Annotated in this window: 16 protein-coding genes; 8 read left to right on the forward strand and 8 right to left on the reverse strand. The window is 66.9% G+C overall.

The genetic code is table 11. From position 1 onward, the window contains the following. Positions 1-9 precede the first annotated feature (9 nt). Entirely contained in the window at positions 10-918 is a 909-nt protein-coding gene (locus G3N94_RS23400) for an NAD kinase (protein WP_205794939.1), read from the reverse strand. 127 nt (positions 919-1,045) lie between these two features. On the opposite strand from G3N94_RS23400, the gene hrcA reads away from it, so the two are divergent. From hrcA to G3N94_RS23415, 3 genes are all read left to right on the forward strand, one after another. After that, positions 1,046-2,068: a heat-inducible transcriptional repressor HrcA gene (hrcA, locus tag G3N94_RS23405; protein WP_205794940.1), complete on the forward strand. Its 1,023-nt coding sequence runs from the start codon at positions 1,046-1,048 to the stop codon at positions 2,066-2,068. Between the two features lie 165 nt (positions 2,069-2,233). Continuing rightward, positions 2,234-3,298, forward strand: coding sequence for a ferrochelatase (gene hemH / locus G3N94_RS23410; protein ID WP_205794941.1), 1,065 nt, complete (start codon positions 2,234-2,236; stop codon positions 3,296-3,298). Positions 3,299-3,302: 4 nt separating this feature from the next. Continuing rightward, positions 3,303-3,710 (forward strand): RNA-binding S4 domain-containing protein, encoded by a 408-nt coding sequence (locus G3N94_RS23415; protein WP_205794942.1) that lies wholly within the window; start codon positions 3,303-3,305, stop codon positions 3,708-3,710. On the opposite strand, the gene G3N94_RS23420 is transcribed toward G3N94_RS23415, so the two are convergent. Next, positions 3,682-3,843, reverse strand: a complete 162-nt coding sequence (locus tag G3N94_RS23420; protein WP_185732313.1) for a hypothetical protein — start codon at positions 3,841-3,843, stop codon at positions 3,682-3,684. The two genes, G3N94_RS23415 and G3N94_RS23420, sit on opposite strands and share 29 nt — an antisense overlap. A 353-nt stretch (positions 3,844-4,196) precedes the next feature. On the opposite strand from G3N94_RS23420, the gene grpE reads away from it, so the two are divergent. The 5 genes from grpE (at position 4,197) to pabB (ending at position 10,570) form a co-directional block, all read left to right on the forward strand. Then, positions 4,197-4,742: a nucleotide exchange factor GrpE gene (gene grpE / locus G3N94_RS23425; RefSeq protein ID WP_205794943.1), complete on the forward strand. Its 546-nt coding sequence runs from the start codon at positions 4,197-4,199 to the stop codon at positions 4,740-4,742. Positions 4,743-4,752: 10 nt separating this feature from the next. Beyond that, on the forward strand, positions 4,753-5,193 hold the full coding sequence (locus tag G3N94_RS23430; protein ID WP_205794944.1) for a thioredoxin family protein: 441 nt from the start codon (positions 4,753-4,755) through the stop codon (positions 5,191-5,193). 146 nt (positions 5,194-5,339) lie between these two features. Next, entirely contained in the window at positions 5,340-7,289 is a 1,950-nt protein-coding gene (gene dnaK / locus G3N94_RS23435; protein ID WP_205794945.1) for a molecular chaperone DnaK, read from the forward strand. A gap of 268 nt (positions 7,290-7,557) precedes the next feature. Beyond that, entirely contained in the window at positions 7,558-8,691 is a 1,134-nt protein-coding gene (dnaJ, locus tag G3N94_RS23440; RefSeq protein WP_205794946.1) for a molecular chaperone DnaJ, read from the forward strand. A gap of 4 nt (positions 8,692-8,695) precedes the next feature. After that, positions 8,696-10,570, forward strand: coding sequence for an aminodeoxychorismate synthase component I (gene pabB, locus G3N94_RS23445; protein ID WP_205794947.1), 1,875 nt, complete (start codon positions 8,696-8,698; stop codon positions 10,568-10,570). Between the two features lie 120 nt (positions 10,571-10,690). On the opposite strand, the gene panB is transcribed toward pabB, so the two are convergent. Genes panB through hda form a run of 6 tightly spaced genes read right to left on the reverse strand, consistent with a single transcriptional unit; the run spans position 10,691 to position 15,763 of the window. After that, positions 10,691-11,506, reverse strand: coding sequence for a 3-methyl-2-oxobutanoate hydroxymethyltransferase (panB, locus tag G3N94_RS23450; protein ID WP_205794948.1), 816 nt, complete (start codon positions 11,504-11,506; stop codon positions 10,691-10,693). 40 nt (positions 11,507-11,546) lie between these two features. Then, a complete protein-coding gene (locus G3N94_RS23455) occupies positions 11,547-12,233 on the reverse strand; it encodes a deoxynucleoside kinase (protein ID WP_205794949.1) in 687 nt (228 codons plus the stop codon). Then, positions 12,230-12,766: a 2-amino-4-hydroxy-6-hydroxymethyldihydropteridine diphosphokinase gene (gene folK, locus G3N94_RS23460; RefSeq protein WP_205794950.1), complete on the reverse strand. Its 537-nt coding sequence runs from the start codon at positions 12,764-12,766 to the stop codon at positions 12,230-12,232. Before folK ends, G3N94_RS23455 begins: the two co-directional genes overlap by 4 nt. Before the next feature lie 35 nt (positions 12,767-12,801). After that, entirely contained in the window at positions 12,802-14,331 is a 1,530-nt protein-coding gene (gene pcnB / locus G3N94_RS23465) for a polynucleotide adenylyltransferase PcnB (protein ID WP_205794951.1), read from the reverse strand. Positions 14,332-14,336: 5 nt separating this feature from the next. Then, the gene (locus G3N94_RS23470; RefSeq protein ID WP_205794952.1) at positions 14,337-15,014 is read right to left on the reverse strand and encodes an HAD family hydrolase; all 678 of its coding nucleotides are present in this window, start codon (positions 15,012-15,014) and stop codon (positions 14,337-14,339) included. A gap of 11 nt (positions 15,015-15,025) precedes the next feature. Then, positions 15,026-15,763: a DnaA regulatory inactivator Hda gene (gene hda, locus G3N94_RS23475; RefSeq protein ID WP_346778726.1), complete on the reverse strand. Its 738-nt coding sequence runs from the start codon at positions 15,761-15,763 to the stop codon at positions 15,026-15,028. Positions 15,764-15,865: the final 102 nt, after the last annotated feature.

Here is a 15,865-nt window from a genome sequence, read left to right on the forward strand (position 1 = left end):
GGTTGTGCGTCAGGACGCCGTGTCGTCGTCTTCTTCGGGTGATGCGTGCTCGTTCCAGTGCAGCTTCTTGCGCAGCGTCGCGTAATAGCTGTAGCCGATCGGATGCAGGAACGGCACCGTGTGCTTCGAGCGGCGCACCTCGATCGTGTCGTTCAGCTCGAGCGCGGTGAACGACTGCATGTCGAAGTTCACGTTGACGTCGCGGCCGCTGACGATCTGGATCGCAATCTTCGTGTCGTCCGGCAGCACGATCGGCCGGTTCGACAGCGCGTGCGGCGCGATCGGCACGAGCACGATGCCCTGGAGCTGCGGGTGCAGGATCGGCCCCGCCGACGACAGCGCATACGCGGTCGAGCCGGTCGGCGTCGCGACGATCAGGCCGTCCGAGCGCTGGTTGTACATGAACCGGCCGTCGACCGACGCGCGCAGCTCGACCATCCCGGAGACGCCGCTGCGGTTCACGACGACGTCGTTGAACGCGAGTGCGTGGTAGATCGGCTCGCCGTCGCGCACGATCCGCGCCTCGAGCAGCGATCGCTCCTCGCGCTCGAACTTGCCTGCCAGCATCACGGGGACGCGCGCCTGCATGTCGGCCGCCGCGATGTCCGTGATGAAGCCGAGCCGCCCGTGGTTGATCCCGATCAGCGGCGTCTTGTACGGCGCTAGCTGCCGGCCGATGCCGAGCATCGTGCCGTCGCCGCCGAGCACGACCGCCACGTCGGCACGCGCCCCGATTTCGGCCGGGGTGAGCGCCGGGTAGCCAGCGATGCCGATCTCGCGCGCAGTGTCGGCTTCGAATACGACCTCGAAACCCTGCTTCGCGATACAGGCGGCCAGCGTCGCGAGCGGCTCGGCGATGCCGGGCGTGTTGCTCCGGCCGACGAGCGCGACAGTATGGAACTGATTACCGGTTTTCATGGCGGCATTACACCATAGCTCGTTGACGAAAAGAACCGTTTGCGGCCCCGGGCGCCGCGTCCGGCCCGATTGCATGTCGGGCGCGGCCACTCGCCGCAGTCGCGCGGTTGCGCTAAAATTTTCCACCATGCTAGATCCTCGCGCACGAACCCTCCTGAAAACCCTGATCGAACGGTATATCGCCGACGGTCAGCCGGTCGGATCGCGCACGTTGTCCCGTTATTCCGGGCTCGAGCTGAGCCCGGCGACGATCCGCAACGTGATGTCCGACCTGGAGGAGCTCGGCCTCGTTTCGAGCCCGCACACGTCGGCCGGCCGCGTGCCGACGCCGCGCGGCTATCGGCTGTTCGTCGACACGATGCTGACGGTCGACGCGCCGATCGACGCGGACGCAGTCGCCCGCCAGGTGCAGACCACGCTGCAGGCCGGCGAGCCGCAGCAGAGGGTGGTCGCGGCCGCGGCGAGCGTGCTGTCGAACCTGTCGCAGTTCGCGGGCGTCGTGCTGACGCCGCGCCGCAGCCACGTGTTCAAGCAGATCGAGTTCATGCGCCTGTCGGACAAGCGCATCCTGCTGATCATCGTCACCCCCGAGGGCGATGTGCAGAACCGGATGCTCGCGACCCCGCGCGACTATTCGCCGTCGCAGCTGACCGAGGCATCGAACTACATCAACGCGCATTTCGCCGGACTGTCGTTCGACGAGGTGCGGCGCCGCCTGCGCGACGAGATCGACCAGCTGCGCGGCGACATGACCACGCTGATGCACGCAGCCGTGACCGCGAGCACCGAGGTGCCGGACACCGAGGACACCGTGCTGATCTCCGGCGAGCGCAACCTGCTCGAGGTCGCGGACCTGTCGTCCGACATGGCGCGGCTGCGCAAGCTGTTCGACGTGTTCGACCAAAAGACCGGCCTCCTGCAATTGCTCGACGTGTCGAGCCACGCCCAGGGCGTGCAGATCTTCATCGGCGGCGAATCGACGCTCGTGCCGATCGAGGAAATGAGCGTCGTCACCGCGCCTTACGAGGTGAACGGCAAGATCGTCGGCACGCTTGGCGTGATCGGCCCGACCCGCATGGCGTACAACCGGGTGATCCCGATCGTCGACATCACCGCGCGGCTGCTGTCGCTCACGCTCAGCCAGCAATAGTCAGCCTTCACCAGCCTTCACCAGCCTTCACCGGCAAAAGCCCGTCCCGCCATCGTGCCGCGGCGCGCCGCGCGCCGCAATCGGCCGAACGGCCAGTCACCGCGTCCGGGACGGCCCGCTATAATTGAAAGCCGTCCGGTTCCGTGCCCCGTGCACGTACTTTTTATGCGCTTCGATCTTGAGCCGCCATCGAGCGTCGCGGCCGCCCATCGCATCGCGGTGCTGCTGATCAATCTCGGCACACCTGACGCACCGACGCCGCGCGCGGTCCGGCGCTATCTCGCCGAATTCCTGTCCGATCCCCGCGTCGTCGAAATCCCGCAGGCGATCTGGCAGGTTCTGCTGCGCACGCTCATCCTGCCGCTGCGCGGCCGCGCGTCCGCGAAGAAGTACGCGGCCGTCTGGATGCCCGAGGGCTCGCCGCTGCGCGTGCACACCGAGCGCCAGGTCGAAGGCGTGCGGCACCTGCTCGCGTCGAACAGCTATCACGTGCTGGTGGACTACGCGATGCGCTACGGCAGCCCGAGTCTCCCGCAGGTGCTCTCGCAACTGAAGCGCGCAGGCGTCGAGCGGGTGCTGCTGATGCCGATGTATCCGCAATACTCGGCGTCGACGACTGCGACGGCGTTCGACGCCGCCTTCGACGCGCTCGCGCGCATGCGCAACCAGCCGGAAATCCGCACGGTGCGCCATTACGCCGACCATCCGGCGTATATCCACGCGCTTGCCGAGCAGGTGCGCCAGTATTGGGCGCAGCATGGCCGGCCCGATTTCGCGGCCGGCGACAAGCTCGTACTGAGCTTCCACGGCGTGCCGAAGCGCACGCTCGACCTCGGCGATCCGTATCACGACCAGTGCCAGCAGACGGCCGCGCTGCTGATGGCCGCACTCGGGCTGTCGACGATCGAATGTCGCGTGACCTTCCAGTCGCGTTTCGGCAAGGCCGAATGGCTGCAGCCGTACACCGCACCGACGCTGCGCGAGCTCGGCGCGGCCGGCGTGCGGCGCGCGGACGTGTTCTGCCCGGGCTTTACGGCCGACTGTCTCGAGACGATCGAGGAGATCGGGATGGAGGTGCGCGACGAATTCATCGCCGGTGGCGGCCAGGCGTTCCATCGCATTCCGTGCCTGAACGGCGCACATGCGTGGATCGGCGCGCTGGGCGAGATCGTCGCGGAAAATCTGCAGGGCTGGCCGGTCAAGGCGGCGCAGCCGGAAACGGTAGGCTGAAGCGATGAATTACAGGATTTCCACCGAACCGGGCGCAAAGCTGCGCATCGACAAGTGGCTGTGGGCCGCACGGTTCTTCAAGACGCGTACGCTCGCGGCCGACGCGGTCGAAAAGGGCCGGGTGCGGATCGGCGGCGCGCCGGTGAAGCCGGCCAAGGAAGTGCGGGTCGGCGACGAGGTCGAGATTGCGATCGAAGGCATCGTCTGGCACATTGCCGTGCTGGGCATCTGCGACTTGCGCGGGCCGGCGAGCGTCGCGCAGACCCTTTATGCGGAGACGGAAACCAGCCGGGCCGCGCGGCTCGCCGAGCAGGAGCGGCGCCGGACGTACCGCGAGCCGGCTGCCGAGCTGCACGGCCGGCCGACGAAACGCGACCGCCGCATCATCGACAGATTTTCTGGTGGGGACTGAACATCTGGTCAAGCGTCGCCTGCACGCTTCCGTATTCGGTCGTGCGGTCGGTGACCGCCCCGGACAGGCAGATGGTGGTGGTGCCGGCAATGAGTACCAGCGCGACCACCGATATGGCAAAGGTCAGTTTCACGGTACTCCCCTCGAGAAGACGGGTGAAAACAGCGCCAGGTGGTTGTCAGGCGGCGGACAGGTCAGGGTAAACGAGCTTCGCCGACGCCTGAGATGCAGTGTAGTGCAGCCCCCGGAGGCCAGCCAGTACTTGCCTGGTAAGCGTTGTTACAGGCCGTTTCGCCCGATTGGCGGGGCGTGCGGGCCGTGCACCGGCAGGCTGCGCGCTTGTTTCGCGGCATTGGCGAATCCGCACGAATAACCCTCTTGAAAATGCTGTTTTCGTTCTTATCTGCACCACTAATGTGCGGTGCCGCCGGGCTTTCGTCCGATGGTTGCCGATTTGGCTTCAACCTCTAATCGACTTTCAGCGACATGGAAAACACGCAAGAGAACCCGGCTACCCAATCGGCCGAAGACATCGGTAGCGAGACGCAGGCAGCGCAAGGCGCCGCGCCGGCAGCCGTTGCCGCCGAAGCGGCGCTCGCCGAGGCTCAAGCCAAGGTCGCCGAGCTGCAGGAAAGCTTCCTGCGGGCGAAGGCCGAAACCGAGAACGTGCGCCGCCGTGCGCAGGACGACGTCGCGAAGGCACACAAGTTCGCAATCGAAAGCTTTGCCGAGCATCTGCTGCCAGTGCTGGACAGCCTCGAGGCGGCAGTCGGCGACACCTCCGGCGATCTCGCGAAGGTGCGCGAAGGCGTCGAGCTGACGCTGCGCCAGCTGACGAACGCGCTCGAGAAGGGCCGCGTGGTCGCGATCAACCCGGTCGGCGAAAAATTCGATCCGCATCAGCACCAGGCGATCTCGATGGTGCCGGCCGACCAGGAACCGAACACCGTCGTCGCCGTGCTGCAGAAGGGCTACACGATTGCCGACCGCGTGCTGCGTCCGGCGCTCGTGACCGTCGCGCAACCGAAGTAAGGCCGCTGCAATGGCCGTCGCCGGCGTCGATCCGGCCGCATTTGACGCGTTCGGCATGCAGGCGCTGTCGGCCGACACGTTCGACGCCGGTCTCGCGAGCGCGGGCGACGCGCTCGCCGTCGTGTTCTTCTGGGGCGTCGACTGCTTCAACTGCGAAATTGCGAAGAAGGCGATGCTCGCCCAGCCGGACGCGATCCGCGCGCTCGAGCTGAAGTGGTTCCATCTCAACGTGTATGAACACCACGCGCTGGGGCGCCGCTTCGCGCTGCACGGCGTGCCGACATGGTTCTTCTTCCATCGGGGCAAACGGCTTGGCCGGGCGACTGGCTGGCATGGCCTCGCGCAGTTCCAGGCGGCCGTGGCGGCCGCGCGGGCGAAGATCGTGGCAGCCGGTAATCCTGGCGCCGGCGCGGCGGCCGGTGCGGCAATCGGCGACCGGGCGGCCGATTGAAAAAATTTAATAGCCGCATCGCTTGTCGGGTCTTGAAAACGGTGCGGCCGGACGCATTTCGGGAACAGAGTTGAATTCGGCGCGCGAAACGGCCGCAAAATGGCGGGTTTCGCGCAGCAATCAAGGATTTCTGGAGATTAGGAAAAATGGGAAAGATCATCGGTATTGACCTCGGCACCACGAACTCGTGCGTCGCGATCATGGAAGGCAACCAGGTCAAGGTCATCGAGAACTCGGAAGGCGCCCGTACGACGCCGTCGATCATTGCCTACATGGACGACAACGAAGTGCTCGTTGGCGCGCCGGCCAAGCGTCAATCGGTGACGAACCCGAAGAACACGCTGTTCGCGGTCAAGCGCCTGATCGGCCGCCGCTTCGAAGAGAAGGAAGTCCAGAAGGACATCGGCCTGATGCCGTACGCGATCGTCAAGGCGGACAACGGCGACGCATGGGTCGAAGCGCACGGCGAGAAGCTCGCGCCGCCGCAAGTGTCGGCCGAAGTGCTGCGCAAGATGAAGAAGACGGCTGAAGACTACCTCGGCGAGCCGGTCACGGAAGCCGTGATCACGGTGCCGGCGTACTTCAACGACAGCCAGCGCCAGGCAACCAAGGATGCGGGCCGCATCGCGGGCCTCGAAGTCAAGCGGATCATCAACGAGCCGACCGCGGCCGCGCTCGCGTTCGGCCTCGACAAGGTCGAGAAGGGCGATCGCAAGATCGCCGTGTATGACCTCGGCGGCGGCACGTTCGACGTGTCGATCATCGAGATCGCGGACGTCGACGGCGAAATGCAGTTCGAAGTGCTGTCGACCAACGGCGACACGTTCCTCGGCGGCGAGGACTTCGACCAGCGCATCATCGATTACATCATCGGCGAGTTCAAGAAGGAGCAGGGCGTCGACCTGTCGAAGGACGTGCTCGCGCTGCAGCGCCTGAAGGAAGCCGCTGAAAAGGCGAAGATCGAGCTGTCGTCGAGCCAGCAGACCGAAATCAACCTGCCGTACATCACGGCGGACGCATCGGGCCCGAAGCACTTGAACCTGAAGATCACCCGCGCGAAGCTGGAAGCGCTGGTCGAGGATCTGGTCGAGCGCACGATCGAGCCGTGCCGCATCGCGATCAAGGACGCGGGCGTCAAGGTGTCGGACATCGACGACGTGATCCTGGTCGGCGGCCAGACGCGCATGCCGAAGGTGCTGGAGAAGGTCAAGGAATTCTTCGGCAAGGATCCGCGCCGTGACGTGAACCCGGACGAAGCCGTCGCAGTTGGCGCGGCGATCCAGGGCCAGGTGCTGTCGGGCGACCGCAAGGACGTGCTGCTGCTCGACGTGACCCCGCTGTCGCTCGGCATCGAGACGCTCGGCGGCGTGATGACGAAGATGATCAACAAGAACACGACGATCCCGACCAAGCACGCGCAGGTGTACTCGACCGCGGACGACAACCAGGGCGCCGTGACGATCAAGGTGTTCCAGGGCGAGCGCGAAATGGCAGCCGGCAACAAGCTGCTCGGCGAGTTCAACCTGGAAGGCATCCCGCCCGCACCGCGCGGCGTGCCGCAGATCGAAGTGACCTTCGACATCGACGCGAACGGCATCCTGCACGTCGGCGCGAAGGACAAGGCGACCGGCAAGGAAAACAAGATCACGATCAAGGCGAACTCGGGCCTGTCCGAGTCGGAAATCGATCAGATGATCAAGGACGCGGAAGCGAACGCGGCGGAAGACCACAAGCTGCGTGAGCTGGCCGATTCGCGCAACCAGGGCGACGCACTCGTGCACAGCACGAAGAAGGCGCTGACCGAGTACGGCGACAAGCTGGACGCGGGCGAGAAGGAGAAGATCGAGGCCGCGCTGAAGGAGCTCGAGGAAGTCCTGAAGAACACCGCGAGCGACAAGGCCGCGATCGATGCGAAGGTCGAAGCTGTCGCGACGGCCTCGCAGAAGCTCGGCGAGAAGATGTACGCCGACATGCAGGCGCAGCAGGCAGGCGCGGCTGGTGCGGCGGGCGCAGCGGAAGGCGCGGCCCACGCCGGTGCGCAGCAGGCTGCGGACGACGTCGTCGACGCCGAGTTCAAGGAAGTGAAGAAGGACTGAGCCGGGTTGTAACAGCACCGTATGCCGCGCGCGAACCGCGCGCGGCGCGGCTGACCATACGGCTGCAAAGCGGTCTGTCTTTCCTTCCGGATGGCCGGATCGACTCTACGCCTGGCGGGCTTCGCGGCCCTCCGGGCACATTTGTTTTTTGGCGGGCGCTGCGCACGCCGTCCCCGGACGGCGCATCGCAACGCCAGACGAGTCGCGAGACTTTACTGCAGGCGAAAGGAGCCGTTGCGTGCCTCAGGCGTGACGGCAGTGAATCGATATGGCGAAACGGGATTACTACGAGGTTCTGGGCGTCGCGAAGAATGCGAGCGACGACGAAATCAAGAAGGCATATCGCAAGCTTGCGATGAAGTATCACCCTGACCGCAATCCGGACAACAAGGATGCGGAAGAGCATTTCAAGGAGGCGAAGGAAGCCTACGAAATGCTGTCGGATGGCCAGAAGCGGGCCGCGTACGACCAGTACGGCCACGCGGGCGTCGATCCGAACATGGGCGGTGCGGGCGCACAGGGCTTCGGCGGCTTTGCCGACGCGTTCGGCGACATCTTCGGCGACATCTTCGGCCAGGCGGCGGCGGGTGGTCGCGGCGGCCGCGGCGGTCCGCAGGTGTATCGCGGCGCGGACCTGCGCTACAGCATGGAAATCACGCTCGAGCAGGCCGCGCACGGCTACGACACGCAGATTCGCGTGCCGAGCTGGGTGTCGTGCGAGATCTGCCACGGTTCGGGCGCGAAGCCGGGCACCAAGCCCGAAACCTGCCCGACCTGTCACGGCCAGGGCACGGTGCGGATGTCGCAGGGCTTCTTCAGCATCCAGCAGACCTGCCCGAAGTGTCACGGCAGCGGCACCTATATTCCCGAGCCGTGCGCGCACTGCCACGGGTCGGGCAAGGTGAAGGAAACCAAGACGCTCGAAGTGAAGATCCCGGCAGGGATCGACGACGGCATGCGGATCCGCTCGGCCGGCAACGGCGAGCCGGGCATCAACGGCGGGCCGCCGGGCGACCTGTACGTCGAGATCCACATCAAGCCGCACGCGGTGTTCGAGCGCGACGGCGACGACCTGCATTGCCAGATGCCGATCCCGTTCACGACCGCCGCGCTCGGCGGTGAGATCGAGGTGCCGACGCTGGCCGGCCGTGCGAGCTTCCCGGTGCCGGAAGGCACGCAGTCGGGCAAGACGTTCCGCCTGCGCGGCAAGGGCATCAAGGGGCTGCGGGCGAGCATCGCCGGCGATCTGTACGTGCACGTGCAGGTCGAGACGCCGGTGAAGCTGACCGACCCTCAGCGCGACCTGCTCAAGCAGTTCGAGAAGTCGCTGGCCGAAGGCGGCGCGCGCCACAGCCCGCAGAGCAAGAGCTGGTTCGACCGGGTGAAGAGCTTCTTCGAGTAACGGCATGACTGAAGGCAGCGAGAGCGCGCCGTTCGCGCTCTTGGACGATTGCGATTCGACCGCATCCGCGCGGTCGAGTCGCTTGTATACGGGTTTCGTGCGCGAGCGGGTGTGCGCCGATCCCGCGCAGCTCGACGCGATCGATGCGGCACTTGCGCAGGATCTGCGCGACGGGCTGCATGCGGTCGTCGTCGGCGACTACGAATTCGGACGCAACCTGCAATGGGCGCAGCCGGGCCAGGCCCCGCTGCGCTTTTTGCTGTTTGCGCGCTGCGAGCGGCTGTCGTGTGACGAAGTCGGCGCGTGGCTCGCGGAACGCGACGGCGGTGCGGCGTCGCCGTCGATCGCCGGCGTCGCACATGTGACGAAGAGCGTGACGCGCGACGAATTCGATACGGCGATCGCCGCCGTGCACGATGCATTGCGGGCGGGCGACTCGTATCAGGTCAACTACACGTACCGGCTCCATTTCGACGTGTTCGGCACGCCGCTCGCGCTGTACCGGCGGCTGCGCGCGCGTCAGCCGGTGCGCTACGGCGCGCTGATCGCGCTGCCGGGCGGTGCGTGGGTCGTGTCGTGTTCGCCGGAGCTGTTCGTCGAGAAGCACGGCGACGTGCTGCGCGCGCGGCCGATGAAGGGCACTGCACCGCGTTCGGATGACCCGCAGCGCGATGCCGACGCGGCCGCGTTCCTCGCGAGCGACCCGAAGAACCGCGCGGAGAACGTGATGATCGTCGACCTGCTGCGCAACGACGTGTCGCGGATCGCGCGCACGGGCACGGTCAAGGTGCCCGCGCTGTTCTCGGTCGAGCCGTATGCGTCGGTGTGGCAGATGACGTCGACCGTCGAGGCCGGATGGCGCGCCGGCACCACGTTTGCCGGCATGCTGCGCGCGCTGTTCCCGTGCGGCTCGATCACCGGCGCGCCGAAGCACCGGACGATGCAGTTGATCGACGCGATCGAGTCGACGCCGCGCGGCCTTTACACGGGTACGATCGGCTGGCTCGATGCGCCGAAGGAAGGCGTCGGCTGCGGCGATTTCTGCCTGTCGGTCGCGATCCGCACGCTGACGCTCGATGCGGTCGGCAACGGCGCGGCCAGCGGAGATCCGACCGTCGCACGCGGCCGGCGCACCGGCACGATGGGGGTCGGCGCGGGGATCGTCCTCGACAGCGTCGCCGCCGACGAATATGCGGAGTGCGAATTGAAAGCGCGATTCCTGACGGATGCCGACCCCGGCTTCCAGTTGTTCGAAACGACTTGCGCGACGCGTGCGGACGGCATTCGTCACGTCGACCGTCATCTCGCGCGGCTGCAACGCAGCGCGGACGCGCTCGGGTTCCGCTTCGACGCGGCGGCACTGCAGCGCGAAATCGACGCACGTTGCGCGGCGCTCGACGGCGACGGTCCGTACCGGATGAAACTGGCGCTGGCGAAGGACGGCACGGTCGAGATCACCGCCGCGCCGCTGAAGCCGCTGGCTGCGGGCGCCATTGGCGTGCTGCTCGCCGCCGACCACGGTTTCGCGCCGACGCATGCCGACGACGCGCTGCTGCTGCACAAGACGACCCGCCGCGCCGACTACGATCGTGCATGGCAGGCCGCCGAGGCGCTCGGCTGTTTCGACATGCTGTTCGTCAACGAGCGTGGTGAAGTGACGGAGGGCGGTCGCTCGAACCTGTTCGTGAAGCTCGACGGTCGTTGGGTGACGCCGCCGCTGTCGTGCGGCGTGCTGCCGGGCGTGATGCGCGGCGTGCTGCTCGACGATCCGTCGTTCGGCGCGACCGAGCGGGTCGTGACGCGCGACGACCTTGCGCGCGCGGAAGCGTTGCTGTTGACGAACGCGTTGCGCGGCGCGGTCGATGCTGTGCTGAAATGATGCGTGCGATGCGGCGCTAGACTGCCGTCGTCTCCGTGCACTAAGAAAAGCGCGGCGCCCTGTAACGGGGCGCCGCGCTTTTTCATGTCCGTCGGCCAGCGGCAGATCGCCGCCCGCGCGTCAGAACGAATGTTCCGGGCCGGGGAACGAGCCGTCCTTTACTGCGCGCACATAGGCTTCGACGGCCGCATGGATGTTCGGCTGGCCCTGCATGAAATCCTTCACGAAACGCGGCCGCTTGCCGGGGAAGATGCCGAGCATGTCGTGCAGCACGAGCACCTGGCCCGAGCAGTCCGCGCCCGCGCCGATGCCGATCGTCGGGATCTTCAGCATGTGCGTGACTTCCGACGCGACGAGCGTCGGCACCGCCTCGATCACCACGAGCTGCGCGCCCGCGTCCTCGATCGCGCGTGCGTCGCGCAGCAGCTGCGCGGCGCCGGACTCGGTCTTGCCCTGCACCTTGAAGCCGCCGAACGCATGCACCGACTGCGGCGTGAGGCCGACGTGCGCGCACACGGGCACCGAACGCTCGACGAGGAAGCGCACGGTGTCGGCGAGCCATTCGCCGCCTTCGAGCTTCACCATCTGCGCGCCTGCGCGCATCAGCTTGACGGCGCTCGAGAACGCATCGGCCGGCGTGCCGTACGTGCCGAACGGCAGGTCCGCGACGACCAGCGCATCCGGCTGCGCGCGCGCGACGCATGCGGTGTGGTACGCGATGTCGTCGAGCGTGACGGGCAGCGTGGTCGTGTGGCCCTGCAGCACGTTGCCGAGCGAATCGCCGATCAGCAGCACGTCCGCGCCCGCGCGGTCGAGCAGCGCGGCGAAGCTCGCGTCGTAGCAGGTCAGCATCGCGATCTTCTCGCCGGCGTCGCGCATTGCCTGCAGCTTGGGCACCGTCACGGCAGGCCGACTCGATTCCTGGAGATAGCTCATTGAAAATCCGGTTCGATGGGTGAAAAAGCGGCGAGACGCGTCAGCGCGTCGTCTCGCCCTTGACGAAGAACTCCTTGCGGCCACGCATCGTTTCGATGCGCTCGACCAGCAACGCGAGGTCTTCCGGGGATTCCAGCGGGTTCAGATGTTCGGCCGCGACCGTCAGCACCGGTGTGCGGTCGTAGTGATAGAAGAATTCGTTGTACGCGTCGACGAGCGCACGCAGATAGGTGTCGCCGATCTGCAATTCCATCGGCAGGCCGCGCTTCTGGATCCGCGCGAACAGCACCTCGGGGCTCGCCTGCAGGTACACGACGAGATCGGGTGCGGGCGCCTCGCGCACGTCCAGGTGCGCCGACAGCGCGCGATACAGCTGCCATTCGTCGTCGGGCAGGTTCAGCCGCGCGAAGATCTCGTTCTTCTGCGGCATGAAATCGGCGACGACCGGCCGGCCCGTTTCCAGGGCGCCGATCAGTTCGCGCGCCTGCTGCGCGCGTTGCAGCGCGAACGACAGCTGCGTCGGCAGCGCGTAGCGCGCGGTATCGCGATAGAAGCGGTCGAGGAACGGGTTGTCCTGCGGGCGTTCGAGCAGCGTCTGCATCGACCAGCGTTCCGCGAGCAGGCTCGCGAGCGTCGTCTTGCCGACGCCGATCGGGCCTTCGATCACGAGATAGCGGTGCGGCGCGCGCAGATCGGGCGCGGTGACGGTCAGCGGTGTCGGGTTCATTGGCAGCGGTCCTTGTCGGCGCTGTCGGCCAGCACCTTCTGCAGCAGGCACTGGCAGGTCTGGACTTTCTCGATGCGCTGGCTCGCGACCGCCGCGAGGAACGCGTCGGCGCGGCCACGTGCCGGGATGTCGAGCGCCGGCTCGATCTCGACGAGCGGCACGAGCGCGAACGCGCGATCGGTCAGGCGCGGGTGCGGCACGATCAGGTCGGGTTCGTCGATCGAGTCGGTGCCGAACAGCAGGATGTCGATGTCGAGCGTGCGCGGCGCGTTGCGGTACGGGCGCTCGCGCCCGAAGTGATGCTCGATCTTCTGGCAGATCGCGAGCAGGTCGCGCGCGACGAGCACGGTGTCGATCTTGACGACGCAGTTGTAGTAATCGTCGCCGCCCGCATCGACGGGCGCCGTGCGATACAGGCTCGACTTGTCGAGAATCATGATGGTGCGCTGCTGGGCGAGACACACCACCGCGTCCTTCAGGGTCTGGCGTGCATCGCCGAGATTCGCCCCCAGGCCGAGATATGCAACCGTCATGGCATCACTTCCTACGTCGTTCGCCGGCGAGCGCGTCAGTCTTCCGAATCGCCCGAATCGTCCGGGCCGCCCGGCGCCTGCTCGACGCCTTCGCCCGGCTTGCGATTCCTCGCACCGCCGCGGCGGCGCCGCTTGCGGGGCGATTTTTCCTTGGCCGCGCCCTGCGTGAGCAATGCCTCGCGGGCGGCCGCGTCGCCTTCGATGAAATCCGTCCACCACTGCCCGACGACCGGGTCCAGCTCGCCGGATTCGCAGCGTAACAGGAGGAAATCATACCCCGCTCTAAATCTTTGGTGTTCCAGCAGCCGCATCGCGCTGCGGCCCGAGCGCTTCTCGAGGCGCAGTTGCAGCCCCCAGATCTCGCGCATGTCGGCCGAATAGCGCTTGTGGATCGCGAGTTTCTCGGTCTGCATGTCGAGCACGTCGTCCATCGCGCGATGGAGTGCGGGCACCGGGAATTCGCCTTCGGCCGAGTACTGCTCGAAGCGCTGGCGCATGTCGTGCCACAGCAGCGTCGCGAACAGGAAGCCCGGCGACACCGGCTTGCCGGCGCGCACGCGCGCGTCGGTGTTGTTCAGCGCGAGCGTGATGAACTTCTCGCCCTGCGGCTGCTCGAGCACGACGTCGAGGAGCGGCAGCAGGCCGTGATGCAGGCCTTCCTTGCGCAGTTGCTTCAGGCACGCGAGCGCATGGCCGGACAGCAGCAGCTTCAGCATCTCGTCGAACAGCCGCGCGGCCGGCACGTTGTTGATCAGGTCTGCGAGCGCGTTGATCGGCTCGCGCGTATGCGGCTCGATGTCGAAGCCGAGCTTCGCCGCGAAGCGCACGACGCGCAGCATCCGCACCGGATCCTCGCGATAGCGGGTGGCCGGATCGCCGATCATCCGCAGCAGGCGGGCGCGCACGTCGGCCATCCCGTCGTGGTAGTCGAGCACCGTCTGCGTCGACGGGTCGTAGTACATCGCGTTGATCGTGAAGTCGCGGCGCGCGGCGTCTTCGTGCTGTTCGCCCCACACGTTGTCGCGCAGCACGCGGCCGCTCGCGTCGACCGCGTGCGTGCGCCGGTCGAGCTCGTCGCGCTTCAGGCGCTTCGGCGGTTCGTCCTCGGCGGGCGGCGCGTCGACGAGCGCGCGGAACGTCGACACCTCGATCAGCTCCTGGCCGAACTGCACGTGGACGATCTGGAAGCGGCGGCCGATCACGCGTGCGCGGCGGAACAGGCGCTGCACCTCGGTCGGCGTCGCGTCGGTCGCGACGTCGAAATCCTTCGGCGCGATGCCGAGCAGCAGGTCGCGGACCGCGCCGCCGACGATGAACGCGCGGAAGCCCGCCTGCTGCAGCGTGTCGGTCACGCGCACCGCGTTCTTCGAGATCAGCGCGGGATCGATGCCGTGCACGCTCACGGGCACGACGGTCGGCTCGTGGTTATGCGTCTTTCTGGCGGCCGCGCGTGCGCCTTTCGCGCCGCGCGGGGTGGCCGGGGTGTGCGGGATGGCCGTCGCTTCGGCCTGGGGTTGCACGGCGTCGTCCTGGCCGAGCAGCTTGCGGATGAATTTTTTGATCACGACGTTCAGAAAAGATCGAGGATGCGCCAGCCGCGGTTGCGTGCATGCGCGCGCAGCGTGTCGTCAGGGTTGGTCGCGATCGGGTCGGAGACCTTCTCGAGCAGCGGGATGTCGTTGTGCGAATCGCTGTAGAAGTAGCTGTGCCCGAAGTCGTCCCAGTGCTTGCCGAGCGACGCGAGCCACGCTTCGGTGCGGACGATCTTGCCTTCGCGATAGCTGGGCGTGCCGGTCGGCCGGCCCGTGTAAGGCGAATCGGGGTGGCCGTCGGTCGTCTCGACCTCGCAGGCGATCAGCGTGTCGACGCCGAACGCGCTCGCGATCGGCCGGGTGATGAACTCGTTGGTCGCGGTGACGATGCAGCACAGGTCGCCCGCATCGAGGTGCTCGCGCACGAGTTCGAGCGCGGCAGGCAGCATCGCGGGCCGGATCACCTCGTGCATGAACTGCTCGTGCCATTGCGCGAGCTGCGCGCGCGAATACTTCGCGATCGGCGTGAGCATCGCAGTGAGGTACGCGTGAATGTCGAGCTGGCCGGCCTTGTAGTCGGCGAAGAACTGGTCGTTCTGACGCGAGAAGCTTTCCGCGTCGACGATGCCGAGCTTCACCATGAAGCGGCCCCATTCGTGGTCGCTATCGGTCGGGATCAGCGTGTGATCGAGGTCAAAGAGTGCCAGATTAGTCATGGGAGCGCATTTTACTCGAAGCGGTTTGAGCCCGTGCCCGGCGGCACGATATCGTCGCCGGGGCGGGCCAGCATCCGGCGCAGCAGCGGTAGCGTGACGGCGCGCTTTTGCTCGAGCGAGAAGCGGTCGAGCGCATCGAGCAGCGCCATCAGGCTGGGCATGTCGCGGCGGAAATGGGTGAGCAGGTAGGCCGCGATGTCGTCGGTGAGCGAGATGCCGCGCTCTTTCGCCGCGACCTTCAGCACGGCGATCTTGCCGGCGTCGGACAGCGGCGTCAGGTGGAACACGAGGCCCCAGCCGAGGCGTGTGCGCAGGTCCTCGCGGACGTCGAGCGCGAGCGGCGCCGCGGGGCCGGCCGCGACGAACGCGCTCGACGGGTGCGCGCGCACCTCGTTGAACAGGTTGAACAGCGCGACCTGCTGCGTGTCGTTCATTGCGTCGCAGTCGTCGATCGCGTAGATCGCGACGCGCGGGTCGAACGTGAACGCGCCGAGCGGGCTTTGCGGCGTCAGGTAGCGTGCATAGCCGTACGACGCGTCGCACACGAGGGCCTGCAGCAGGTGACTGCGGCCGCTGCCGGGCTCGCCCCAGATGTAGAACGACCGGTCCGCCAGCGGACCCGCGGCAAGCGCGAGGTCGAGCTTCTGCAGCCGCGTGACGAGCTCGCCGTTCTCGCCCGTGATGAAATTGTCGAACGTGGCGGGTGGCGGCGTACCGAGATCGAGCGTCAATTGACGGGTAGCAGTCACAATGCGGATCGGTTGAAGTCGAGCGTGCCGAAGGCCGGGCCCGTGCCGGGGAGGGCCGCCGCGCCGGCCGCGCAGACCGGAAGGGCGTTGTGTAGGGAAAGA

This window comes from Burkholderia sp. Ac-20353 (genome assembly GCF_017104785.1).
GTDB lineage: Bacteria > Pseudomonadota > Gammaproteobacteria > Burkholderiales > Burkholderiaceae > Burkholderia.

Coding starts and splice junctions, on each gene's coding strand:
- G3N94_RS23400 (WP_205794939.1), bottom strand. CDS start 918: ATGAAAACCGGTAATCAGTTCCATACTGTCGCGCTCGTCGGCCGGAGC.
- hrcA (WP_205794940.1), top strand. CDS start 1,046: ATGCTAGATCCTCGCGCACGAACCCTCCTGAAAACCCTGATCGAACGG.
- hemH (WP_205794941.1), top strand. CDS start 2,234: ATGCGCTTCGATCTTGAGCCGCCATCGAGCGTCGCGGCCGCCCATCGC.
- G3N94_RS23415 (WP_205794942.1), top strand. CDS start 3,303: ATGAATTACAGGATTTCCACCGAACCGGGCGCAAAGCTGCGCATCGAC.
- grpE (WP_205794943.1), top strand. CDS start 4,197: ATGGAAAACACGCAAGAGAACCCGGCTACCCAATCGGCCGAAGACATC.
- G3N94_RS23430 (WP_205794944.1), top strand. CDS start 4,753: ATGGCCGTCGCCGGCGTCGATCCGGCCGCATTTGACGCGTTCGGCATG.
- dnaK (WP_205794945.1), top strand. CDS start 5,340: ATGGGAAAGATCATCGGTATTGACCTCGGCACCACGAACTCGTGCGTC.
- dnaJ (WP_205794946.1), top strand. CDS start 7,558: ATGGCGAAACGGGATTACTACGAGGTTCTGGGCGTCGCGAAGAATGCG.
- pabB (WP_205794947.1), top strand. CDS start 8,696: ATGACTGAAGGCAGCGAGAGCGCGCCGTTCGCGCTCTTGGACGATTGC.
- panB (WP_205794948.1), bottom strand. CDS start 11,506: ATGAGCTATCTCCAGGAATCGAGTCGGCCTGCCGTGACGGTGCCCAAG.
- G3N94_RS23455 (WP_205794949.1), bottom strand. CDS start 12,233: ATGAACCCGACACCGCTGACCGTCACCGCGCCCGATCTGCGCGCGCCG.
- folK (WP_205794950.1), bottom strand. CDS start 12,766: ATGACGGTTGCATATCTCGGCCTGGGGGCGAATCTCGGCGATGCACGC.
- G3N94_RS23470 (WP_205794952.1), bottom strand. CDS start 15,014: ATGACTAATCTGGCACTCTTTGACCTCGATCACACGCTGATCCCGACC.